This is a genomic window from Halomonas sp. B23F22_20 (assembly GCF_043496985.1).
Taxonomy (GTDB): domain Bacteria; phylum Pseudomonadota; class Gammaproteobacteria; order Pseudomonadales; family Halomonadaceae; genus Halomonas.
Window position 1 is genome coordinate 102,885 of record NZ_JBIEKH010000016.1, and the last position, 23,125, is coordinate 126,009.

17 protein-coding genes are annotated in these 23,125 nt (G+C 68.4%); 9 read left to right on the forward strand and 8 right to left on the reverse strand.

The window, feature by feature from the left end; translation table 11 throughout:
- Positions 1–25: 25 nt before the first annotated feature.
- Positions 26–859 carry a posphoenolpyruvate synthetase regulatory kinase/phosphorylase PpsR gene (ppsR, locus tag ACGTN6_RS14460; RefSeq protein WP_394592722.1) on the reverse strand — a complete coding sequence of 278 codons (834 nt, stop codon included), beginning with the start codon at positions 857–859 and terminating at the stop codon, positions 26–28.
- Positions 860–1,094: 235 nt separating this feature from the next.
- Between ppsR and ppsA the strand changes: the two genes are divergently transcribed.
- The 6 genes from ppsA (at position 1,095) to ACGTN6_RS14490 (ending at position 9,689) form a co-directional block, all read left to right on the forward strand.
- Positions 1,095–3,467, forward strand: coding sequence for a phosphoenolpyruvate synthase (ppsA, locus tag ACGTN6_RS14465; protein ID WP_394592725.1), 2,373 nt, complete (start codon positions 1,095–1,097; stop codon positions 3,465–3,467).
- A gap of 15 nt (positions 3,468–3,482) precedes the next feature.
- The gene (locus ACGTN6_RS14470; protein ID WP_394592727.1) at positions 3,483–3,821 is read left to right on the forward strand and encodes an anti-virulence regulator CigR family protein; all 339 of its coding nucleotides are present in this window, start codon (positions 3,483–3,485) and stop codon (positions 3,819–3,821) included.
- 59 nt (positions 3,822–3,880) lie between these two features.
- The gene (locus tag ACGTN6_RS14475; RefSeq protein ID WP_394592729.1) at positions 3,881–6,265 is read left to right on the forward strand and encodes a Lon protease family protein; all 2,385 of its coding nucleotides are present in this window, start codon (positions 3,881–3,883) and stop codon (positions 6,263–6,265) included.
- A 13-nt stretch (positions 6,266–6,278) separates the two neighbouring features.
- Complete coding sequence (locus tag ACGTN6_RS14480; RefSeq protein WP_394592731.1) at positions 6,279–7,040, forward strand: hypothetical protein; 762 nt, start codon at positions 6,279–6,281, stop codon at positions 7,038–7,040.
- A gap of 321 nt (positions 7,041–7,361) precedes the next feature.
- Positions 7,362–7,805 (forward strand): hypothetical protein, encoded by a 444-nt coding sequence (locus ACGTN6_RS14485; protein WP_394592733.1) that lies wholly within the window; start codon positions 7,362–7,364, stop codon positions 7,803–7,805.
- Between the two features lie 54 nt (positions 7,806–7,859).
- Positions 7,860–9,689, forward strand: a complete 1,830-nt coding sequence (locus tag ACGTN6_RS14490) for a gamma-glutamyltransferase family protein (RefSeq protein ID WP_394592734.1) — start codon at positions 7,860–7,862, stop codon at positions 9,687–9,689.
- Between the two features lie 6 nt (positions 9,690–9,695).
- Here the strand turns inward: ACGTN6_RS14490 and ACGTN6_RS14495 are convergent, their stop codons facing one another.
- The 3 genes from ACGTN6_RS14495 to acnB all read right to left on the reverse strand — a co-directional run bounded on the left by ACGTN6_RS14495 (position 9,696) and on the right by acnB (position 14,953).
- Positions 9,696–11,618 (reverse strand): glycerophosphodiester phosphodiesterase, encoded by a 1,923-nt coding sequence (locus ACGTN6_RS14495; protein WP_394592737.1) that lies wholly within the window; start codon positions 11,616–11,618, stop codon positions 9,696–9,698.
- Between the two features lie 38 nt (positions 11,619–11,656).
- Positions 11,657–12,142: a ribonuclease E activity regulator RraA gene (gene rraA, locus ACGTN6_RS14500; protein WP_394592738.1), complete on the reverse strand. Its 486-nt coding sequence runs from the start codon at positions 12,140–12,142 to the stop codon at positions 11,657–11,659.
- 207 nt (positions 12,143–12,349) lie between these two features.
- Positions 12,350–14,953 carry a bifunctional aconitate hydratase 2/2-methylisocitrate dehydratase gene (acnB, locus tag ACGTN6_RS14505; protein ID WP_394592740.1) on the reverse strand — a complete coding sequence of 868 codons (2,604 nt, stop codon included), beginning with the start codon at positions 14,951–14,953 and terminating at the stop codon, positions 12,350–12,352.
- A 247-nt stretch (positions 14,954–15,200) separates the two neighbouring features.
- Here acnB and ACGTN6_RS14510 point away from each other — a divergent pair, with 247 nt between their 5' ends.
- The 3 genes from ACGTN6_RS14510 to ACGTN6_RS14520 are packed head-to-tail and all read left to right on the forward strand — an operon-like array spanning position 15,201 to position 20,227.
- Positions 15,201–15,635, forward strand: a complete 435-nt coding sequence (locus ACGTN6_RS14510; protein ID WP_394592742.1) for a DUF1289 domain-containing protein — start codon at positions 15,201–15,203, stop codon at positions 15,633–15,635.
- A 23-nt stretch (positions 15,636–15,658) separates the two neighbouring features.
- Positions 15,659–16,294, forward strand: coding sequence for a MiaE family protein (locus ACGTN6_RS14515; protein ID WP_394592744.1), 636 nt, complete (start codon positions 15,659–15,661; stop codon positions 16,292–16,294).
- A 33-nt stretch (positions 16,295–16,327) separates the two neighbouring features.
- On the forward strand, positions 16,328–20,227 hold the full coding sequence (locus ACGTN6_RS14520) for an AAA family ATPase (protein WP_394592747.1): 3,900 nt from the start codon (positions 16,328–16,330) through the stop codon (positions 20,225–20,227).
- Between the two features lie 111 nt (positions 20,228–20,338).
- On the opposite strand, the gene ACGTN6_RS14525 is transcribed toward ACGTN6_RS14520, so the two are convergent.
- The 4 genes from ACGTN6_RS14525 to queC are packed head-to-tail and all read right to left on the reverse strand — an operon-like array spanning position 20,339 to position 22,794.
- On the reverse strand, positions 20,339–20,605 hold the full coding sequence (locus ACGTN6_RS14525) for a YkgJ family cysteine cluster protein (protein ID WP_394592749.1): 267 nt from the start codon (positions 20,603–20,605) through the stop codon (positions 20,339–20,341).
- Complete coding sequence (locus ACGTN6_RS14530; RefSeq protein WP_394592751.1) at positions 20,602–21,447, reverse strand: 6-carboxytetrahydropterin synthase; 846 nt, start codon at positions 21,445–21,447, stop codon at positions 20,602–20,604. The genes ACGTN6_RS14525 and ACGTN6_RS14530 overlap by 4 nt, the downstream gene beginning before the upstream one ends.
- A complete protein-coding gene (gene queE / locus ACGTN6_RS14535; RefSeq protein ID WP_394592758.1) occupies positions 21,447–22,088 on the reverse strand; it encodes a 7-carboxy-7-deazaguanine synthase in 642 nt (213 codons plus the stop codon). The genes ACGTN6_RS14530 and queE overlap by 1 nt, the downstream gene beginning before the upstream one ends.
- Positions 22,081–22,794 (reverse strand): 7-cyano-7-deazaguanine synthase QueC, encoded by a 714-nt coding sequence (gene queC / locus ACGTN6_RS14540; protein WP_394592753.1) that lies wholly within the window; start codon positions 22,792–22,794, stop codon positions 22,081–22,083. Before queC ends, queE begins: the two co-directional genes overlap by 8 nt.
- Positions 22,795–23,125 lie beyond the last annotated feature (331 nt).

Consider the following 23,125-nt stretch of genomic DNA (forward strand, 5'->3'; position numbering starts at 1 on the left):
ATTCATCAACGATGTCCGCGGCGGCTCAGCGTGGCGAGAAGCGACGATGGATGCCGGTCTCGGCGATCATCCGCGTGGAGATCTCTTCCACGGAGAAGCGTGTGGTGTCGATGAAGGGGATGTGCAGGCGGCGGTAGAGGGCCTCGGCCTGCTCGACTTCCTGGACGCACTGGTCCATGGAGCTGTAGCGGCTGTTGGGACGGCGCTCGTGGCGAATCGCCGCCAGCCGTCGCGGATCGATGGTCAGCCCGAACAGCTTGTGGCGATGACGGGCCAGGTCGCGGGGCAGCTTGAGACTGCCGTTGTCGTCCAGGTCGTCCTCGGTAAAGGGGTAGTTGGCGGCGCGAATGCCGAACTGCAGGGCCAGGTAGAGCGAGGTCGGTGTCTTGCCGCAGCGCGATACGCCGACCAGGATGATGTCGGCCTGATCGTACTGGTGGGTGCGGGCCCCATCGTCGTTATCCAGCGCGAAGTGCACGGAATGGATGCGGTCCATGTAGACGTCGTCGCTGCCGATGGAGTGAGTGCGACCCACGCTGTAGGAGGAATGGGTGGCCAGCTCCTGCTCCAGCGGTTCGAGGAAGGTGGAGAAGATGTCGACCTGAAAGCCCGGTGCGTTGCGGATCACGTTACGCACGTCCTGGTCGACGATGGTGTCGATGATGATCGGTGTCTCGCCGTCCTTCACCGCCGCAGCCTGGATGATCTCGACCAGCCGCCGGGCCTTGTCGACACTGTCGATATAGGGCTTGGTGAGCATGCGGATATCGACGTTCTCGAACTGGGCCAGCAGGCTGCGGCCCAGGCTCTCGGCGGTGATGCCGGTGCCGTCGGAGATGAAGAAGGCGGTACGCGTCATGGGGGTGCTCGGGCTGGGTTGGAGTGGCCTTATTGTCAAGCCTGGCGATGGGCGAGACAAGGCGCCGACTACAGGAATCGGCGTGCAGGACGTTTTGTTGTAAAAAACCTCCAATGACTTCGATGTTAGACCAATGGCGAATATGGCGAGCCGCTGGTAGAGTCGCCACCATCCCGTCATGACCGTGTGCGTCATGCATTGTTTGGTGCCGATATCCAATACCTAAGGGGGTCTCGTGGACGATTACATTTTGTGGTTCGATCATCTTGGCATGAACGATGTCGAGCGGGTGGGGGGCAAGAACGCCTCTCTTGGCGAGATGATCTCCAACCTGGCCGGGGCCGGCGTCACCGTGCCCGGCGGCTTCGCCACTACCGCCCACGCCTATCGCGAGTTCCTGTCCCACGAAGGCCTCAATGAGCGCATCAACCAGGCACTGTCGACCCTGGATGTTGATGACGTCACCGAGCTCGCCCGCGTCGGCGCCCAGATTCGCCAGTGGGTGATCGACACGCCGCTGCCCCCGAGCTTCGAGGCCGCCCTGCGCGAGAGCTACGAGCAGCTGCAGGCCAAGCATCCCAACCTCAAGGTGGCGGTACGCAGTTCGGCCACCGCCGAGGACCTGCCGGATGCTTCCTTTGCCGGCCAGCAGGAGACCTTCCTCAACATCGAAGGCTTCGACAACATCAAGCGCGCCGTGCACGAGGTGTTCGCCTCGCTGTTCAACGACCGCGCGATCTCCTACCGGGTGCACCGCGGCTACGCCCACGAGAACGTGGCGCTGTCCGCCGGCATCCAGAAGATGGTGCGCTCCGAGACCGGCGCCTCCGGCGTGATGTTCACCCTGGACACCGAGTCCGGCTACCGCGATGCGGTCTTCGTCACCGCCTCCTGGGGGCTGGGCGAGACCGTCGTGCAGGGCGCGGTAAACCCCGATGAGTTCTACGTGCACAAGCCGACCCTGGCGGCCGGCCGCCCGGCGGTACTGCGCCGCAACCTGGGCTCCAAGCTGATCAAGATGGTCTACACCGCCGACGCCAGTGCCGGCAAGTCGGTCGAGACCGTCGACGTGCCGCTGGCCGATCGTGCCCGCTTCAGCATCAACGACGAACAGGTCATGGCGCTGGCCCGTCAGGCGGTGATCATCGAGCAGCACTACCAGCGCCCCATGGACATCGAGTGGGCGCTCGACGGCGACGACGGCGAGCTCTACATCGTCCAGGCGCGCCCCGAGACCGTGGTCTCGCAGCAGGAAGGCGGCAAGCTCGAGCGCTTCCAGCTCAAGGAGAAGGGCCGCACCCTGGTGACCGGTCGGGCCATCGGCCAGCGTATCGGCCGCGGCACGGTCAAGGTCGTGGCGAGACCCGACGACATGGACAAGATCCATGCCGGTGACGTGCTGGTCACCGACATGACCGACCCCGACTGGGAGCCGGTGATGAAGCGCGCCTCGGCGATCGTCACCAATCGCGGCGGGCGCACCTGCCACGCGGCGATCATCGCCCGCGAGCTGGGCATCCCGGCGGTAGTGGGCTGTGGTGATGCCACCGAGGCGCTGGTCGACGGTCGCGACGTCACGGTGTCCTGCGCCGAGGGCGATACCGGCCACGTCTACGATGGCCTGCTGGAGTTCGATCGCAACGTCACCAGCGTCGACGCCATGCCTGAGATTCCCTTCAAGATCATGATGAACGTCGGCAATCCGGACCGCGCCTTCAGCTTCGCCGGCCTGCCCAACGCCGGTGTCGGCCTGGCGCGCCTCGAGTTCATCATCAATCGCATGATCGGCGTGCACCCCAAGGCGCTGCTCGACTACGCGACCCTGCCGACCGACCTGCAGCAGACCATCGACGTGCGCACCGCGGGCTACGACGATCCGGTCAGCTTCTACGTCGACAAGCTGGTCGAGGGGGTCTCCACCCTGGCGGCGTCCTTCTACCCGCAGCGGGTCATCGTGCGGCTGTCGGACTTCAAGTCCAACGAGTACGAGAACCTGATCGGCGGCAAGCTCTACGAGCCGGGCGAAGAGAACCCGATGCTGGGCTTCCGCGGTGCCTCGCGCTACCTGTCCCCGGACTTCCAGGCCTGCTTCGAGCTGGAATGCCGCGCGATCAAGCGGGTGCGCGAGGAGATGGGCCTCGACAACGTCGAGATCATGGTGCCCTTCGTGCGTACCACCGAAGAAGCCAGCGGCGTGATCGACCTGCTGGCCGCCAACGGTCTCAAGCGCGGTGAGAATGGCCTCAAGGTCATCATGATGTGCGAGCTGCCTGCCAACGCCCTGCTGGCCGACGAGTTCCTCGAGTACTTCGACGGCTTCTCCATCGGCTCCAACGACTTGACCCAGCTGACCCTGGGCCTCGATCGGGACTCCGGCATCGTCGCCGGCCTCTTCGAGGAGCGCAACCCGGCGGTCAAGAAGCTGCTGTCCATGGCCATCCAGGCCTGCAAGGCCCAGGGCAAGTACGTGGGCATCTGCGGCCAGGGGCCGTCGGACCACCCGGACCTGGCCAAGTGGCTGATGGAGCAGGGTATCGACTCGGTGTCCCTGAACCCGGACGCGGTTCTCGAGACCTGGTTCATGCTGGCCGGCGAGACGCTGGGCTGATCGTCCCCGAGCGGCATGCGGCACCCCACGACACCCGGGCCATGGCCCGGGTGTCGTCGTTTCTGCACGTCGCTGCCACGCTCGTCTCCGGATGAGTGGCTAGACTGCGGGCATCACTCAGGCAAGGGCGGATGCCCGCATGCGTACACTTCGACTTCGTTGCCCGGCGTCCGTCAGAACCTGGCTCGCGGCAAGCCAATGCCGCCCGGCATCGGCAAGCGCCTGGACGACGGCATCCGCCGTGACCTGCCGCACTATGACGGCTACGAATGGCACCGGGTCGGAGCCGACGCCGTGCTGATGGACATCACCAACGACATCATCCATTCCGTGAGCCACGGCGTTCTTTACTGACCCACGTCAGGGGCCCCGGGCCAGGATCCGCCATACTGAAGGCGTCGGCACGGAGACGCATGATGGTGGAGCCCCTGGCGGTAGAGGCGGTGTTTCGGCGCTGCCCGAGCGAGCATTTCGATTTCGCCTCGACCAGCGAACTCGAGCCGCTGGACTTGCTCGACGGCCAGGTGCGTGCTCGAGAGGCACTGCTGCTAGGAACGGCGATCCGCCATGAGGGCTTCAATCTGTACGTTTTGGGTTCGCCCGGGCACGGGCTGCGCGGATTGGTCACCCGCTTTCTAGCCGAACGGGCGGCGGCGCCGCCGCCCCCCGATCTCTGCTATCGCCATGATTTCGATGATCCTGCCGTTCCCGCGCTGCTGCGCTTGCCTCCCGGGCTCGGCCGGCAGCTGCGCGGCGACATCGAGCGACTGGTCGAGGAACTCGCGAGCGCCATTCCGTCGGTATTCGAAAGCGACGAGTACCAGAACCGGCTCCATGAGCTGCAGCAAGCCATGGCCGAACGCCAGCGCGATGCCGTCGAAGCGGTGCGTCGCGAGGCCCGTGAACACGACATCCTGCTGCTCTCCACACCCGGTGGTTTCACCTTCGCGCCGGCCGATCGCGAAGGCGAGATGCTGTCGCCCGATGCCTATCAGGCACTGGAGCAGGCCGAACGCGAGCGCATCGAACGTAGCGTCGAGATCTTGCAGCGCAAGCTCGCCCAGGCGATCCGCCGCTTGCCTCGCCTGGCCAATACCCTTCGCGAGCAGGTCAATGCCCTCAACGAGGAGTTACTGAAGACGGCCATCGATGCGCCGCTGGACGAGCTGGAGGAGCGCTACGCCGACCACGCCGGTGTGATGGCGCATCTGAGTGCCATCCGCCAGGCGCTGCTCGACAACGTCGAGTCCTTCCGCGCCGATGAGCCCGATATCTCTCCCGAGGCATTGTTCAGCCGCTTTCGCCTCAACCTGCTGGTCGACAATGGCGACGCCGAGGGGGCGCCGGTCGTCTATCTTGACCTGCCCAGCCACCAGCATCTGGTGGGACGCATCGAGCACCAGGTTCACGACGGGACCCTGCTGACCGATTTCACGCTGATCCGGGCCGGGGCCCTGCATCGGGCCAATGGCGGCTATCTGGTGCTCGACGTGCGCGAGCTGCTGACCCAGCCTGGTGCCTGGGACACGCTCAAGCGGGCGCTGTCGACCGGGTGCATCCGCACCGAGTCGCTCGAGCAGGCATACGGCCTGATCAGCACCTTGAGCCTGGAACCTGAGCCGGTGCCGCTGGACGTCAAGGTGGTGCTGCTCGGCGACCGGCTGCTCTACTACCTGCTCTGCGAGCATGACCCGGATTTCCTTGAGCTGTTCAAGGTGCAGGCGGACATGGACGATGACTTCGCCCGCGATCCTGACAGGCTCGGCCTCTATGCGCGCATGGTGGCGGGCTTCGTGGCGGAGTCCGGACTGCGCCCGCTGGACCCGGACGGCGTGGCCGCGGTGATCGAGCGAGCCAGCCGGCTGGCCGACGACCAGCAGCGGCTCACCGCCCGCCATCGTGACCTGCAAGACCTGCTGGTGGAGGCCGACCACTGGGCCGAGGTGGCTGGTCAAACGGTGATCGGCCGCGACGCCGTAGAGCGCACCGTGGTCGAGCAGCGGCGGCGGGCCGATCGCATTCGTGAGCGTAGCCACGAGCTGATTACCCGCGGCACCCTGATGATCGACATCAGCGGGCAGCGGGTGGGCCAGGTCAACGGCCTCACCGTGATGCGGCTGACCGATCATGGCTTCGGCCAGCCGATCCGCATCACCGCCACCGCGCGTCCCGGCAATGGCCATGTGGTGGATATCGAACGCGAGGCCAAGCTCGGTGGGCCGATTCACGCCAAGGCGGTGATGATCCTGTCGCGCTACCTGGCCAATCGCTACGCCGGGGATGCGCCGCTGTCGCTATCCGCCAGCCTGGCCTTCGAGCAGTCCTACGGCGGCGTCGAGGGCGACAGCGCCTCGGTGGCCGAGGCCTGCGCGCTGGTCTCGGCCATCGCCCGAGTGCCGCTCGACCAGCGGTTTGCGGTGACCGGCTCGATCAATCAGCACGGGGAGGTCCAGGCGGTGGGCGGCGTCAACGAGAAGATCGAGGGCTACTTCGCGGTGTGCCGGGCGTGCGGCGAGCTCGACGGCCAGGCGGTGATCCTGCCTGCCGCCAACGTCGAACACCTCATGCTCTCCGCCGAGGTCCGCGAGTCGATGACGTCGGGCCGGTTCCGGCTGTTCGCCATTCGGCACGTGGACGAGGCCCTGGCGTTGCTGACCGCCTCTCAGGCAGACATCGACCTCGAGGCGCGCGTGGGCGAGCGCCTGGCCGTTTTTCGTGAGGCGTTGCGCCAGCTATCGAATCCGCCGACGCCTGACGAGGCGAAACACGATCCGGAGGACGACGATGGCGCGCCATAGGGAGCGTTCGGGGATGCGACCTCCGTCGGGTCCCGAGAGCGGTGGGCCGGTGCCTCTGGGCGCGACACGGGTGCTGGCGCTGCTCGACGCATCGCGTCTCGGCCTGGTGGCGCTGAGCGCCGCGGTACAAGTCGCCGAACAACAGGGCCGAGAGCTGCTGGCGCTCTACGTCGAAGACAAGGACCTGCTGCTCAGCGCAGCGTTTCCCTTCGCCCGCGAGGTCGGCGGCTGCTCCGGACGCGTTCGCCGGCTCAGCGTGGCGGGGCTCGAGGCCGGGCTGGCACGCCAGGGAGAGCAGCTGCGACGCGCGCTGGATCTGGCCGTGGCCGGACGCGGCGTGCGCCACTCGCTGTGCGTGCGTCGCGGTCGAGTGGTCGAGGAGACGCTGTCGCTGACGTTGCCCGGTGACCTGCTGTTGCTGGGCAAGGCCGGCCGCACCGGGGGATGGCAAGAGCGCGCCGGTCGGGGACTGATCCTCGCCGCGCCCTGTCCGGTGGTGATCTGGGACGAAGCGCAGGGAGCGCTATCGACGGGGCCGCTGAGGATGATGGCGAGGGACGCCGACGGTGAATCCACGTCGGTGCCCGAGCCGCTGTCGGCCCTGTTCGCAGGCATTGAGATGCTGCCCCGAGAGGACGCGGCTTGCCTGGTGCGACGCCTGTCGATGTGCCGTAGCGGTGCCCTGATGGTGCGCCGCGACGATCTGCGTGCGCTGATGGACGAGGTGCCCGACTGGCTGTCGCGGGTGACGATTCCGGTGATCGTGGTGCCCTGAGCCCTGAGCCCTGAGCCCTGAGCCCTGAGCCCTGAGCCCTGAGCCCTGAGCCCTGAGCCCTGAGCCCTGAGCCCTGTAGTAGCGATCTTCAGAGCGCAAAAGATTCTGGCAGAGCCCGGGGGCTTGCCCACCATTCGCGCAGAGGATTCGGAGCGCCGAACCGTGCGCTCCCACGAAACCCTGCTGGGTGGCGCTGATCCGCTGAGGGTACTCTTCGTGGTAGCGATCTTCAGATCCGCTCCGGTGCATCGGCGATGGCGCCGACAGGCGCCTCCGCTTTTGGCATCATGGGCGGCTGATCTTTTCTCGAGGAGCCGCCCCATGGCGTATTTCCTGGTAATGGGCGGTCTGGCCCTGGCGGTTTGCTTCACCCTCGGCTGGGGGCTTTGGCAGAGCGGCCGCTGGGTCTCTGGCCGTCTGCCGCGTCGGCGTCCGGCTTCGGCTCGCCGCGGCGACCGTGCCAAGCCCCGCCGCGGTAGCGCCACGCCGCGTCGCGAAGCCGCCGGACGTCGTGCCGCCGCGTCGCCGTCGCCCCCCTGGGCACTGACGCGGGGCCTGGCCCGGCTGCGAGGGGCCTGGCCGCTGGCCCTGCTGGCCTGTGCGCTCTACGGTGGTGCTCAGCTGGTCGCCAATGGCATGGCGGCCCGCCCGCGCCCGGCGCCCGGTGCCTTCCTGCGCCTGGTCGACGTCCTCGGCTGGGGTGCCGCCGGCCTGCTGGGCATGGCGCTGCTCGGGCTGTTGGCCGCCTGGCGATGTCGGCGTTGAACCGATATCGCCTATGCTGGTGAGGTGATCGCCTTGGTCACGGGAGCCAAGGCCATGGAGAGATGTCCCCCGACAGTCAGCCGACGCCTGGGGCAGGCGGCCTTGGGAGCCCTAATGGTGTTGCTGTCGTCACCGGGCGGGGCCGAGTCCTCGTTCCAGTACCAGCGCCCCGACGCGCTCTCCGGCCAGGCCGCCGAGGAAGAAGCGCCCTCGGCGATGGTCGGCGAATCCTTCGCCATTGCCACGCCGCATCCCCTGGCCTCCGACGCCGGCCGTCAGGTCCTCGCGGCCGGCGGGGCGGCCATCGATGCCGCCGTCGCCGCGCAGCTGGTGCTGTCCCTGGTGGCGCCGCAGTCCTCCGGTCTTGGCGGCGGTGGCTTTCTGATGCTCTACGACGGGGAGCGAGTGCGGGCCTTCGACGGCCGTGAGAAGGCGCCCTCGGAGGTGGAGGAGACGCTGTTCATGGACGGCGAGGGCGAACCGCTGGCTTTTGCGGTGGCCGCCTCCAGCGGTCGTGCCGTCGGCGTGCCGGGCATGTTGCGGATGCTGGCGGCGGCCCACGACGCCCATGGCAGCCTGGACTGGGCGAGTCTCATCGCGCCGGCCATCACGCTGGCCCGGCAGGGTGTCCCGGTGAGCCAGCCTCTGCACCGGGCGCTGTCGGCGGTCCCCGAGCTTGCCGACGACGGCGCGGCGGCCGCGCTGTATTACACGGAGGGGGGCGAGCCCCTGGCCGCGGGGCAGACCCTGACCAATCCTGCCCTGGCGGCGATCCTCGAGCGAGTCGCCGAGCAGGGCAGTTCGGCGCTGCACACCGGCGCCGTCGCCGAGGACCTGGTGGCCCGGGTCCAGGGGCATCCCGACCTGCCGGGCGCGCTGGCCCTCGAGGACCTCGCCACCTATGTCGCCGAACAGCGCGAGCCGCTCTGCGCCCCCTGGCGACGCTGGCGCGTCTGCGGCTTCCCCCCGCCGGCCTCCGGCCACCTGTCCATCATGCAGATCCTCGGCACCCTCGACCACCTGCCCCCGCTGGAAGCGCCGCTGGACGACGAGCGGCCCACGGTGGCCTGGCTTCATCGCCTCGTCGAGGCCACGCGGCTGGCGCGTGCCGATCGCGACCGCTACGTCGCCGATCCGGCGTTCGTCGATCCGCCGGGGGGCGAGTGGTCGACGCTAGTGGCCGACGACTACCTGGCCGCACGCGCCGACCTCATCGGCGAGCAGCGGCTGGACGACGACCGGGCCAGGGCCGGCAATCCGGTCACGACGTCGAGCGCCTGGGCCATGCCCCCCGGCCAGCCGGAGCCTGGCACCAGCCATCTCAGCGTCATCGACGGCGAGGGCCGGGCCGTGTCCATGACCACCTCGATCGGCCAGGCTTTCGGCGCCCGCCTGCTGGCCGACGGAGGCACCGGCAAGCCCGGCGGCTACCTGCTCAACAGCGCCTTGGCCGATTTCTCCCTGCGGCCGTCGAACGACCAGGGCACGCCCTTCGCCAACCGGGCCGCCGCCGGCAAGCGGCCGCGCTCGAGCATGAGTCCGACCCTGGTCTTCGATCGGGAGAGCGGCGACCTGGTGGCGAGCCTGGGAGCGGCCGGTGGTGCCGACATCGTCCCGTATCTCACCACGACGCTGGTGGCCCTGCTGGCCTGGGAGCTCGAGCCGGCGGCGGCCATCGGCCTGCCGCACGCGGTCATCCGCGACGGGGGCATCCGCCTCGAGGCGGAGGGCTATCCCCAGGCGGTGCACGCGGCCCTCGCCGAGCGGGGGCATGAGGTCGAGGTCGGCGAGCTGGCCAGCGGCCTGCAGGTCCTGCGGCGCGACGGGGACGGCCTGGCCGGGGCCAGCGACCCGCGGGGCGGCGGCGTCGCGACCGGCGACTGACGACCGTCATTCGCGCAGCCAGTTGCGCAGCTTGACCAGCATCAGGGCACCATCGCCGAGGCGGTGGCGTTCGGCGATCAGTGCCGCCAGTCGGTCGGGGCGGTCGGTGATGATGCCGTCCACGCCGAGGTCGATGAGCCGTGACATGCGCGCCGGATCATTGATGGTCCAGGCATGCAGCCGGTAGCCATAGTGGTGAGCGCGGCGTACCTCGTCGGCGTCGATCCGGTTGTGGCGCAGGGCCAGGGCATCGAAGCCGCGTCGCGGCAGGGTGCCGCGCATCACCAGCTGGGCCAGCAGGATGGTGCGGGCCCGGGGCGCCTGGCGCTCGATCTCCGCGAGCAGCGGGTAGGCCTGGGTCGCCAGGGCCACTCGCGCCAGCACGTCGGGCTCGCCGCAGGCGGCTCGCCGGATGCCGTCGGTGGCGCGCTCGCGACAGGCCAGCCTGGCCAGGCGCTCCTCGGCCAGGGCGTCGAGCACCCGTCGCACCAGGAGGTCACCGTTGCCCGTCGTCGGCTTGAGTTCGATCATCAGGCCGGCGCGGCCACGTGTTCGCACCAGCGCCTCGTCAAGCCCGGAAATCCGCGTGCCCACGAAGGGATCGCCGAACCAGCTGCCCACGTCCACGGCGGCAAGGCTGGCACGATCGATATCGGCGATGCGTCGCGGGTCGCCGGCGAGCCGGGCCAGGCTGCTGTCGTGATGAAGCACCACCTGGCGGTCGGCGGTCAGGCGGGCGTCGACCTCGATGAGGTCGGCACCGTCGACGATAGCCTGGTCGATGGCCGCCAGGGTGTTCTCCGGCGCCTTCAGCGAGCTGCCGCGGTGGGCGATGATCGCCACCTCCTCGCGCAGCTCGAAGCGATTGACGATCAGCCAGGCCTGGCCGATCGCGAACAGCACCACCGCGAGTTCCACGGCCCAGGCCAGCCGGCCCGAGTGGGTGCCGGGAGGCGGCGCCGGCGGCCTCGGCTCACGATGGGCCAGGCGCAGGTAGAGGCAGGCGCCCATCAGGGCGTTGGCCGCGATGCCCAGGAAGGTGATGGCCAGCGTGACCAGCACGTAGAGCCCCACATAGCCGAGCATGGCGGGGACCAGCACTGCCTGATGGTCGGGCAGTTTCTCGATCAGGGGCGTGAAGAGGGCGTCGAAGGCCATGCTCGCGGCCAGCGGCAGGGCCAGGATCGCCGCCAACAGCACCAGGATCGACAGGGCGATGCCGTGCCCGCGACCGCGGGTCAGTGCGAGGCTGCGGGCCAGGGCGCGACGGGGCGATGCCTCCTCGAGGATCAGCACCGGCAGGGCCAGGTGCCAGCGGGTGTAGAGGGTAGCGGCGGCCGCCGCCCAGAGCAGCGTCAAGGGCAGGGCGGCGGCCAGGAAGCCCCAGAACGCCGGTGGACGCACCTGCTGGACGTAGTAGGCGTCCAGGTGGCCGAGGATCAGGTCGTGCAGCCCCACCAGGGTCAGCACCAGCGGCAGCGCCAGCAGCAGCTGGCTGCCGACCTGCAGGACCACCAGGCCGGACAGCGCCGGCAGCCGCCTCAAGCAGCCCCAGAGGGCCTCGAAGGCCAGTCGGACATGGTGGTCCCGCGGGCGCACCGCGACGAGGGTCATGCCGGCCTGCTGCAGGTAGAGCAGCAGGAAGATGACGCCCAGGGCGGCCAGCAGCCAGGCCTGGCCGCCCGGCGTCAGCAGGATCTCGAGCAGCGCCGCCGGGGAGAGTAGTGGACGGCCGAAGTGGCCGAGCAGGTGGGCGAGGGCCCAGCCCGCCGCCGGCAGCAGCAGGCTCGAGGCCAGCAGGGTGAAGAACAGATGGTAGGCGACGAGCGGGCGCAGGTGATCACGCAGGCTGCGCAGCACGTCGCCACCGAGCGTGGTCAGGGACAGCATGAGCGCCTTGGGGCCGGAGTCATGTGCCAAGCCTGACATCGTCGCGGCCGGCCCGGCAAGTTGCCGTCGAGGCGGGCTCAGTCCAGGTTCAGGCGCTCGTCGGCCACCAGGATGCCGTTGTTGTCGGCGTACAGCCACTGTCCCGGCGAGAGAGTCACGCTGGCGAAGCTGACCGGAATGTCCCGCTGGCCTTCGCCGTGTTTCTCGCTCTTGCGCGGATGGGCGGCCAGGGCCTGGATGCCGAGCTCGGTCTCGGCCAGCTCATCGACGTCGCGCACGCAACCGTACATCAGGATGCCGGCCCAGCCGTTGCCGGCGGCCTGTTCGGCCAGTCGATCGCCGAGCATGGCGCAGCGGGTGGAGCCGCCGCCGTCGACCACCAGCACGGCGCCGTCTCCTGGCTCGTTGACGGCCTGGCGAACCAGGGAATTGTCCTCGAAGCACTTGACGGTGCGCACCGGGCCGAAGAAGGCCTCCAGACCGCCGAAGTTGACGAACAGTGGCTCGAGCACGGCTACCTCGGGGTAGGCATCGCAGAGATCGGGGGTGACGAAGGAAGTCATGTCGGGGTCCTTGCTAGGGAACGAAGAGGGAATCTCTTCGATCATGCCAGGCCGAGGCGTGGTGAATAAAGTCGGCCATGGTCGCAGGTTCTGCCAACCAGCCCGCGAACAAAAAAAGCGCCCCGCCAAGGCGGGGCGCTTCGGTCGTCGACGGCCCGCCGGGCGGCGGGCCTACGATGTTGCGAGCATCGGTGACGATGGCGGTGGTCAGGCTTCCTGAGCCACCGGGATCACGTTCGAGGCGGCTTTCTGGAACTCCTCGATCTCGTGGAAGTTCATGTAACGATAGATCTCGCCGGCCATGGCGTCGAACTCGCCCATGTAGCGACGGTACTCGTCGACGCTCGGCAGACGGCCTTCCACCGCGGCCACGGCGGCAAGTTCCGCGGACGCCAGGAAGACGTCGGCGCCGTCGCCCAGGCGGTTGGGGAAGTTGCGCGTGGAGGTGGAGACCACGGTGCTCTTGGCGGCGACGCGTGCCTGGTTGCCCATGCACAGTGAGCAGCCGGGCATTTCCATGCGTGCGCCGGCACGGCCGTAGATACCGTAGTAGCCTTCCTCGGTCAGCTGGTGCTGGTCCATCTTGGTCGGCGGCGCCAGCCACAGCTTGGTCTTCAGGCTGCCCGCGGGCTGCTTCTCGAGCAGCTTGCCGGCGGCGCGGAAGTGGCCGATGTTGGTCATGCACGAGCCGATGAACACCTCGTCGATGGACTGGCCGGCCACCTCGGAGAGCAGGCGGGCGTCGTCCGGATCGTTCGGGGCGCACAGCACCGGCTCGGCCAGCTGGTCGAGGTCGATCTCGATGACTTCGGCGTACTCGGCGTCCTTGTCGGCGCGCATCAGGCTCGGGTTCTCGAGCCACTCTTCCATGCCCTGGATGCGGCGCTCGATGGTGCGCCTGTCGCCGTAGCCGTTGGCGATCATCCACTTGAGCAGGGTGATATTGGACTTCAGGTACTCGGCGACCGAGTCCTCGCCCAGGGTGATGGTACAGCCGGCGGCGGAGCGCTCGGCGGAGGCGTCGGAGAGCTCGAAGGCCTGCTCGACGGTGAGGTCCTCGAGGCCCTCGATCTCCAGCACGCGGCCGGAGAAGGCATTCTTCTTGCCGGACTTCTCGACGGTCAGCAGGCCCTGCTGGATGGCGTAGTAGGGGATGGCGTGGACCAGGTCACGCAGGGTGACGCCAGGCTGACGCTGGCCCTTGAAGCGCACCAGCACCGATTCCGGCATGTCCAGCGGCATCACGCCGGTGGCGGCGGCGAAGGCCACCAGGCCGGAGCCCGCCGGGAAGGAGATGCCCATCGGGAAGCGGGTGTGGGAGTCGCCGCCGGTGCCCACGGTGTCGGGCAGCAGCATGCGGTTCAGCCAGCTGTGGATGATGCCGTCGCCGGGGCGCAGCGAGACGCCGCCGCGGTTCATGATGAAGTCGGGCAGGGTGTGGTGAGTCTCCACGTCGACCGGCTTCGGATAGGCGCTGGTGTGGCAGAACGACTGCATCACCAGGTCGGCCTGGAAGCCCAGGCAGGCCAGATCCTTGAGCTCGTCGCGGGTCATCGGACCGGTGGTATCCTGGGAGCCCACGGTGGTCATCTTGGGCTCGCAGTACATGCCCGGGCGCACGCCGTCCATGCCGCAGGCCTTGCCGACCATTTTCTGGGCCAGGGTGAAACCCTTGCCGGTGTCGGCGGGCTGCTCGGGCAGGCGGAACACGTCGGACGGGGCCAGACCCAGGGATTCACGGGCCTTGGCGGTCAGGCCGCGGCCAATGATCAGCGGGATGCGGCCGCCGGCACGGGCTTCGTCAAGCAGCAGCTGGGTCTTGAGTTCGAAGGTGGTCAGCACCTCGTCGGTGCCGTGCTTGCAGACCTTGCCTTCGTACGGGTAGACGTCGATGACGTCGCCCATCTCGAGCTTCTCGACGTCCATCTCGACCGGCAGGGCGCCGGAGTCTTCCATGGTGTTGAAGAAGATCGGGGCGATCTTGCCGCCGAAGCAGAAGCCGCCGGCGCGCTTGTTCGGCACGTTGGGGATGTCGTCGCCGAAGAACCACAGCACGGAGTTGGTGGCGGACTTGCGCGAGGAGCCGGTGCCGACCACGTCGCCGACGTAGACGACAGGATGGCCCTTGGCCTTGACGTCTTCGATCTGCTTGAGCGGACCGGTGACGCCCGGCTCTTCCGGCTCGATGCCGTCGCGCGGGTTCTTGAGCATGGCGTTGGCATGCAGCGGGATGTCCGGGCGCGACCAGGCATCCGGGGCCGGGGAGAGGTCATCGGTGTTGGTCTCGCCGGGCACCTTGAACACGGTCAGGGTGATCTTGTCGGCCATCGCCGGCTTGGACAGGAACCATTCGGCCTCGGCCCAGGACTGGATGACGTCCTTGGCCACGGTGTTGCCGGCCTTGGCACGCTCTTCCACGTCGTGGAAGGCGTCGAACATCAGCAGGGTGTGCTTGAGCTGTTCGCCCACTTCGCTGGCCAGCGCCTCATCGTCCAGCAGTTCGACCAGCGAGACGATGTTGTAGCCGCCCTGCATGGTGCCCAGCAGCTTGACGGCATGGACCTTGTCGATCAGCGGCGACTCGGCCTCACCCTTGGCGATGGCGGTCAGGAAGCCGGCCTTGACGTAGGCGGCTTCGTCGACACCCGGCGGCACGCGATTGGTCAGCAGGTCGAGGATGGCCTCTTCCTCGCCGGCGGGCGGCGTCTTCAGCAGCTCGACCAGGGCAGCCGTCTGCTCGGCGTTCAGCGGCTTCGGCGGAACGCCCGCCTGGGCACGCTCCTCGACATGTTGGCGATAGGCTTCAAGCACGTGGTGGCCCTCATTGGTTGGTGGTGGCCGAGCGCGCTGCGCCACGATGGTGGTACCGCAGCGCGGGCGTCGGCACGACGTGAACTAGCACGGTCAACGGTGACGCTATTCTAGGAGAAACTGTCGACAATGTTAAGAAGCCCGGCCATGGCGGGGCTCGAACTTTGGTCGTCGGTGCCGTTGGGGTGTCAGCGCGCGGGCGGCGCGTTACCATGGAAACCTTGATGTCAACGGAGAGGAACGACCGATGACGGGGCGCATCGCTTCCCCCTGTGTGGGCCTGTGTTCGACGACGGTGGGCGATCGCGTCTGCCGGGGATGCCAGCGCGTCGACGATGAGATTCGCGACTGGGCTGCACTGGATGGTGAGACGCGTAAATGCCGCATGGCCGAACTGGATGCCCTGCGCGAAGAGGCGGCCGGCCGCTTTCTGAGGGTGGTGGATGCCACTGCCCTGGAAGCGCAGCTGGTGCGCCACGGCATTCGCTTTCGCGCCGAGCAGCCGCCGCTGTCGCGAGCGGTGGAGCTGCTGCGCGTCGGCCGCGACCGCATACGCGACCTGTCGCGCTACGGCATCGTCCCCCACGAGCCGCTGGATGCCACAGCCCTGCACGCGGGCATCGCCGAGGCGCTCATGGCGGCGGCGGAGCATCGTCGTCTCGAACTCGTCGCCCTTTCCTGAACCCCGAACCACCGGACTACCCGATGACCGTGACCGCCGCCGACTGTGCCCCATACGATCTGCTGCCTGCCGGGCTGCTCGAATTCCTGTACTGCGTCACCCCCGATGCCTGGATCGACGAGGCGCTCGACAACCCCGAACTGCTGCTGATCGATCACGCCCAGTGTGAGAAGAAGGCCGCCTCCACGGCCATGAGCCTGCTCTACCGCTACGTGGATCAACCGCTGCTGCTGTCCAAGATGAGTCAGCTGGCCCGCGAGGAGCTGCTGCACTTCGAGCAGGTGGTCAAGCTGATGGAAGCGCGCGGTATCGCCTACCGGCACATCTCGGCCTCTCGCTATGCCGAGGGACTGCGACGCCATGTGCGCACTGAAGAACCGGCGAGGCTGGTCGATATCCTGATCGTGGGCGCCCTGATCGAGGCGCGAAGCTGCGAGCGCTTCGCGCGTTTGATCCCGCACCTTGACGACGAGCTTGCCAAGTTCTACCGCGGTCTGGTTAAGTCGGAAGGGCGTCACTATGAGGACTACCTGATGCTGGCGAGAGACGCCGCCTCGGGCGCTATCGACGATCGGATCGCCTTCCTCGCCGAGCGGGAAGCCGAACTGATCAGCATGCCGGACACGGCATTTCGTTTTCACAGCGGCGTCCCGGCCTGAAGTCGGGGCGACGCCCAGCTGGACCGATCAATCATGCGGGATGCTTCCGACGCCGTTACCCATGACGACCAGGACCGCCTGGCCCTCTTCGGTCACTTCTCGCTGACCTTGGGCGACGACGCCCTGACTCATTTCAGCTATGACAAGGTCAAGGCGCTGCTGGTGTACCTGCTGCTCCACGATCAGCCGGTCAACCGGGCGACCCTGGCCGAACTGCTGTGGCCCGACCAAGGGCTCTCCTCGGGGCGCACTAATCTGCGTCATGCCCTGCATTGCCTGCGCCAGTCGCTGGGCGAGCAGGCCGAGGAGGTGCTGTCGGTGTCGCGTCAGACCATCGCCTTCCACCTGCCCGAGCGCTGGCGCTTCGACCTCCACGAATTGCAGTCCATGCTCGACGCGCCGGCCGAGGTGTCGACCCTGGAGGAGATCCTCGAGTGCTACCAGGGAGACCTGGTCGAGGAGCTGCAGCTGGCCGCCTGCGCCGAGTTCCAGCGCTGGCTGGTTCAGGTTCGCAACGAGTGGCGGCACCGAGTGATCCGCTACGCAGAGGCGGTGCTCGAGCAGCACGATCCGCTGCCCGATGCGCTGCTGCAGGCGCTGGTCAGCCGCTTCTCGGGCTATGGGCCTTTTCACGAGCGGCTGGTGCGTCAGTTGGCCGAGCAGGGTCAGTTGGCGGCTGCTCACGAGCAGTACAATGCCTACCTGCAGCTGTTGGCATTGACGGGGCAGCAGCCCGATCCGGCCTTCCTGCAGCTGGCGCGCTACTGGTCCGACGGCAAGCCGGATACGGTCTCCGGACCCAGCGGGGCCTTTTCGCGGACCCTGGCCGCGGATAGCGCGCCGCTGCGCGAGGATGAAATCGAGCAGCGCCAGCTCTCGGTGATGGCGATTCGCCTGAGTCTCGATGCGGATCTCTCCACCCGCGGCGAGTCGCGGGCCTGCCTGTCGCTGCAGATCGAGCTGATGCGCTGGCTCGAGCAGCAGTGCCACCATCTCGGCGGCTTCTGGCTGCCGGGTGCCACCGGGGGCCTGGGGCTGGCCTGCTTCGGTACCCATGGCCCGGCCCACCAGCTGGCCGAGCTGGTGGCGCTCTACGAGCACTGTCGCCGGGTACTGCCCGAGGAGAGCGTGCGCCATTGGAGCGGCGAGGACGAACCGCCGCGCATCGCCCTGGCCGCCGGCCTCAACAGCGGTCGCGTGGTCTACCTGCCGGAGCGTCATCTGGTCGATCCGCTGGGGCAGGTCACTCAAGGCGCGCTGGACCTGATGAGCGCCGCCCAGGGCAGTGAGCTGGTGATTTCGCAGGATGCCAGCCAGCACATGCCGCCGGCGCTTGACCTGCAGCCGCGGCTGTCGTCGCGGCTGGTGGCCAGCGACGGCCGGGTACGCCTGCGGGCGCTGGTCCTCGGGGAAAACGAGGGCGGACGGGAAGCCCTGCCGCCCAGCCTGGTGGGCCGCGAGTCGGCGCTGCGGACCTTGCGTGACGCCCTGGCTCGGGCCGGCATCGGGCTGCGCCAGAGCGTGCTGGTGCGCGGTCCCTCCGGGCTTGGCAAATCGGCGTTGCTGGTCGGTTTTCGCCAGCTGGAGCAGAGCCGTGAGGCCGCGATCTGCTGGCAGCCGACCACTCGGCTGTCCGTTCAGGAACCCTACGGGGTGGCGCGTCAGCTGCTGCGCTGGCATCTGGCCGATGCTCTCGACGCCGATTCCCTGGGCGATCTCGTCGCCGAGAACCTCGACGATGAGCCTCGGCGGCTGCTGGAGGAAGCATTGGGCTTGCGCGAACCGCGCGAGATAGCGGTGCTCGCCCAGAGCGGCGAGGCCGTCGAGCTGGTCGTGGGCCTGCTGCACCGGCTGATCGACCGGCTGGCCGCCGAGCGGACCCTGGTGCTGATGATCGACGACCTGCAGTGGCTCGACGAGCCGTCTTTCAAGGTGCTGGCCGGTCTCCAGGCGCGGCTGCCGATCAACTGCCCCTTCCTGCTGGTGGCCAGCCACCACGGTCGTGAAGCGCTGCCTGCCAAGCTCGACTGGGACCAGCAGATCACCCTGGGGCGCCTCGATCCCATGCAGTCCTCGCGGCTGCTGACCCAACTGGCTCGACGCTATCGGTTGCACCTCAGCCCACGCCTGCGCAGCCAGATCATCGAGCGCTGCGACGGTGTGCCGCTTTATCTGCAGGAGATCTGCCGCCGGGTCGACATGGATCGCCGCGAGGGTCGCAGCGTCCAACTGGACGAGCTGCCGCGCGGGCTGCTCGGCCTGCTGGCCAGCCGCATCGACCAACTCGACGGCGACCGCGAAGTCGCCCACGTGGCCGCGGTGCTGGGGCGCCGCTTCCGGCTGGATTTCCTCGCCGAGTGCAGCGGCTGGGAGCTGCCGCGGCTGACGTCGGCGCTTGAGCAGATGACGCGGCTGGAGATCATCGAGCCGGTGGAGGATGCCGAGGAGGGTCGCGAGTATCAGTTCACCCACCAGCTGCTGCAGGAAGCCGCCTACCTGTCCTGCCCCCGCGACGTGCGCGTGGCCCTGCATCGACAGGTGGTGGGGCTGATCGAGGAGCGCTTCCCGGTGTGGATCAGCCGCCATCCCGGCGATTTCGCCACCCACCTGCGGCGCAGTGGCCATTACGCCCGCGGCGCCCGCTACTTCGAGCTGGCCGCCCGCGAGGCGCTCAAGGTCAGCGCCAATCGCACGGCGCTCAAGATGGCCGACTTCGGCCTGGCCAGCCTGCGCCAGGTGGAGGGCCAGGCAGAGCGCGAGATCAGCCTGCACACGGTGCGCGGCCAGGCGGCCTTCGCCCTGGAGGGGCACGGCTCACCGACCGCCCATGAGAGTTTCGTGCGGGCTCGTGAGCTGATGAGCTGCGCCGATGAGGCGCCTGAGGAAAGCGAGGACCTGGAGCAGGCGTTCCTGGTCAAGTGGGGGCTATGGGTGGGCTGTAGCCAGCGCAATGCCCACGCCGATGCCTTCCTGCTGGCGGCACGGCTGGCCGATCTCGCCGAGCAGCTCGAGGATCCCCGTTATCGGCGACTCGCTGACTTCGCCCGGGCCAGCTGCGAGTACTGGGCAGGGCGCATCCAGCAGGCCTATGAGCACCTCGAGGAGATCGATCCGCTCAATTCGCCGATGATGATCGAGTGGCTGCCGTTCTCCGATCATCCCCAGGTGGCCGCGGCCTGTTTCCAGGGCTGGGCACTATGCCTGAGGGGCGACTACCGCCGCGCCGAGCAGCAGGTGGAGTCGGCGATCCGCCTGGCCGAGCGCATCAACCATCCGGGCAGCCTGGCCATGGCGCTGATGTATGCCGCCGCCCTCTATCGCCAGGTCGGCCACGTGCACCTGGCCGCCCAGCGCGCCGAGCGCGCCTACGAGATCACCGGTACGCCTGACCTGCAGCTGTGGCAGGTGTCGGCGCGGGTCGTGCTCGGCTGGCAGCGGGCGTTGTCCGCCGACCGGGAAGGGCTGAAGCGCATCGACGCGGCGCTGGAGGAGCTGGTCGAGGTGACCGGCCGCGATCCTTACCAGCGGCCCTCGCTGTGGTGCGTGGATGCCTGTGTCTCGCTCGGCGAGCTGGCGCGCGCCGAAGACTATCTCGACCAGTGTCTGCTGATCGCTCGCGAGCGGGCCACGCTGTTCGTGCCGGAGCTGGCGGTGCACCTGGCGAGAGTGCGCCATTGTCTTGGGCATCCTGCCGAGGAAGTGCGTGCGCTGACCGACCAGGCCCTGCAGCAGGCTCGAGACGATGGCAATCTGCATCAGCAGCTGTGCGCTCTGGAGGCCTGGCTGACGCTGGTCGATCCGGACGACGCGTCCGCCCGTGCGTCTTTCCGTGCACTGCTCGGCGAGGTCAGCCACAGCGACGCCCCGGTGCTGGTGCGCTGGCGGACCCTGCTCGACAAGCGTCTGCCGCGTACCGCCGACCTGGAAGACTGAACGCCTTCCAGGATCTAGCCGGCTCCCACAGACCCCGCCCGATGGCAGGGAGCGCTGTGGGAGTCGTCTTCAGGTTCGGTCGACGCAGCGGCGGTGAGGTCAGGGACGCCGTCAGGTCGCGACTTCCAGCGCGGTGATGCGTTCCAGCGCCTGGTCGCGGTGCTCGCCGCAGAGGTCGGCATCGTAGTCGAATCGGGCGCAGACCGCCGGACGCTCGGGATGGCCGAACAGCCGGCACAGGTTGTGCTCGTCTAGCTGCACGCAACGCACGCCGGCCGGCTTGCCTTCGGGCATGCCGGGGATCGGCGAGCTGATCGAGGGAGCGATGCAGCAGGCGCCGCAGCCTGGGCGGCAGCCGCCGTGGGTCGATCCCGTCATGGTCGTGCCTCTGCCAGGGCCCCCTTGTCGATGCCCTCGAAGGCCTGGACGCGCGTGGTCTGGCCGGTCTCCCGGGCGATCTCGCGGGCCAGCCAGGCGGCGATGTGCTCCACCGTGGTGGGGGTGGGCATCACCACGCATCGGCTACGGGGCAGCGTCAGCGCGAAGCGGCCCTGCTCGGCGGTGTAACGGCTGGCCAGTCGGCCCATGAAGGAGGCGTCCAGGCCATCCACGACGTCGGCTTCGTCCACCAGGTAGCGGTCCGCCAGCCGTTCGGCCCATTCGGCCTCGAGCGCCGGGCGGCGCTCGCCGCTCTGCCAGACGTGCAGCCGAGAGCGGTGCCCGTGGGCGATGCGCTGGCAGTTGCCATCGTGGCGTTTGAGACCGTGGCTGTAGGTGTAGGCGGCGCCGTCGATCGGTTCATCGGCGAGCGTCAGGCGGATTGTCTCGACGCGGGCCGGTGGCTGACGCGAGAGCTCCGTCGACAGGTGATCGGCCAGCCTTTGCGGCGTGATGGTATCCCAGGGCAGCAGGGTAAAGGCCTGGCGTGGGCCTCGCACCTCGAACGGGTAGGGCGCCTCGGCGCGTATGCACAGACCCTCGGGGCAGTCCTGCACGCTGATCCCCGGCGTTTCGCTGGGCACCAGCAGGGTGTGATCGGGGCCCTGGTCGATGCGCGACTTGATCCACGGCTTGACCTCGCCGAAGTCGAACAGCATGCCGTCTTCGCCCAGCTCGCCGTCGAGTTCGGCGTCGACACGCCAGCTGGCACCGATCAGTCCCCGCTGGGGGCACCACAGTGAAGCGTCCAGATGAGTGAGTCGGTTCACGAACAGCGTCATCAGTCGATCCCCGTGATCTTGTGGGTCTGCAGCGAGAGCCGCCACTGGGGATGACTCAGGCAGTAGGCCACGGTGTCGGCCGTGACATCGCCACCGCCGACCGCGGTGGTATCCATCGGCTGCAGGAAGAAGTGGTGGAAGTCCAGGGCGGTGAAGCGCTCGGGCGGCGCATCGCTCTGCGGATAGACCAGTTTGAGTTCGTCGCCGGAGGTCTGGGCCAGCGCCGTCTCGCCCTTGGGGCTGACGCACAGCCAGTCGATGCCCGGCGGGGCCGGCAGGGTGCCGTTGGTCTCCACGGCGACGTCGAAGCCGCGCTCGTGCATGGCGTCGATCAGCGCCGAGTCGAGCTGCAGCAGCGGCTCGCCGCCGGTGAAGATCACCTGGGGCGTGGCGGTGCCCGGTGCGTCCGGCCACAGCGCGATCAGGTGGTCGGCCAGGGCGTCGGCCCCGTCGAAACGCCCGCCGTGCTGGCCGTCGGTGCCGCGGATGTCGGTATCGCAGAAGCGACAGGCCGCGGCCGCGCGGTCGGCCTCGCGCCCCGACCACAGGTTGCAGCCACTGAAGCGGCAGAACACGCTGGCGCGCCCGGCTTGGCCGCCTTCGCCCTGCAGCGAGTAGAAAGCCTCCTTGACGCTATACATCGCCAGCCCCATCAGCCGTCTCGGCAGCGGGCCGCTGAGAATAGCCGATCGGATCGACGGCGCCGTTGGCGTCGAAGGCGTCGAGCCGCTCGCGGCAGCTGCCGCAGCGCCCGCAGGCCAACGCCTCGCCACGGTAGCAGGTCCAGGTCCTGGCGTAGTCGAGGCCCATGGCCAGGCCATCGGCGAGGATCTCCTCCTTGCCGGCGCGCAGGTAGGGCGCGTGCAGGGTGACCGGTTCGAAGTTGGCGATGCCGGCCACGGCGTTCATGGCCTCGACGAATTCGGGGCGGCAGTCCGGATAGAGCACGTGGTCGCCGCCGTGGGCGCCGTAGTCGACCCGATCGGCGCCGATGTTGACCGCCTTGGCGATGGCCAACGACAGCAGGATCATGTTGCGGTTGGGAACCACGGTGTCCTTGAGGTTGGCCTCGGCGTAGTCGGCGTCGGGCAGCTCGCGGCTGGCGTCGGTAAGTGCCGAGGCGTCGATCAGGCCATGGATGGCGGTGATGTCGATCACCTGGTGGGGCACGCCGAGGTCGCGGCAGACCTCGCGGGCGACCTCGAGCTCGCGGGAATGGCGCTGGCCGTAGTCGAAGGACAGGGCGTGGACCTCGCGGTCCTCGCGCAGGGCGCGGTGCAACACGGTATAGGAATCCATGCCGCCGGAGTAGATCACCACGGTGGCCGGTGTGGAAGATGGGGACATACGTAACCTGTGGGTCGGAGAATTTGTCCGCCCGCCGCGCCTCGGGCGCGTCGGGACCATGGCCGGGGTCCGGTCCGGCAGGGCGCACAGTGTACTTGACCGGTGGGACAGGCGGCAATCTCGCTGCGGGCTGCGGGCTGCGGGCTGCGGGCTGCGGGCTGCGGGCTGCGGGCTAAGGGCTAAGGGCTAAGGGCTAAGGGCTAATGATGTGCCCCTGAATTTGTAGACACCTTACCTGCAACCCCGGAGGTAAGGTGCTATGCGCTTGAAAACCCGTCGCCAGTACTCCCTGGAGTTCAAACGCCATGTGGTCCAGCATTCGCTGGAGTCA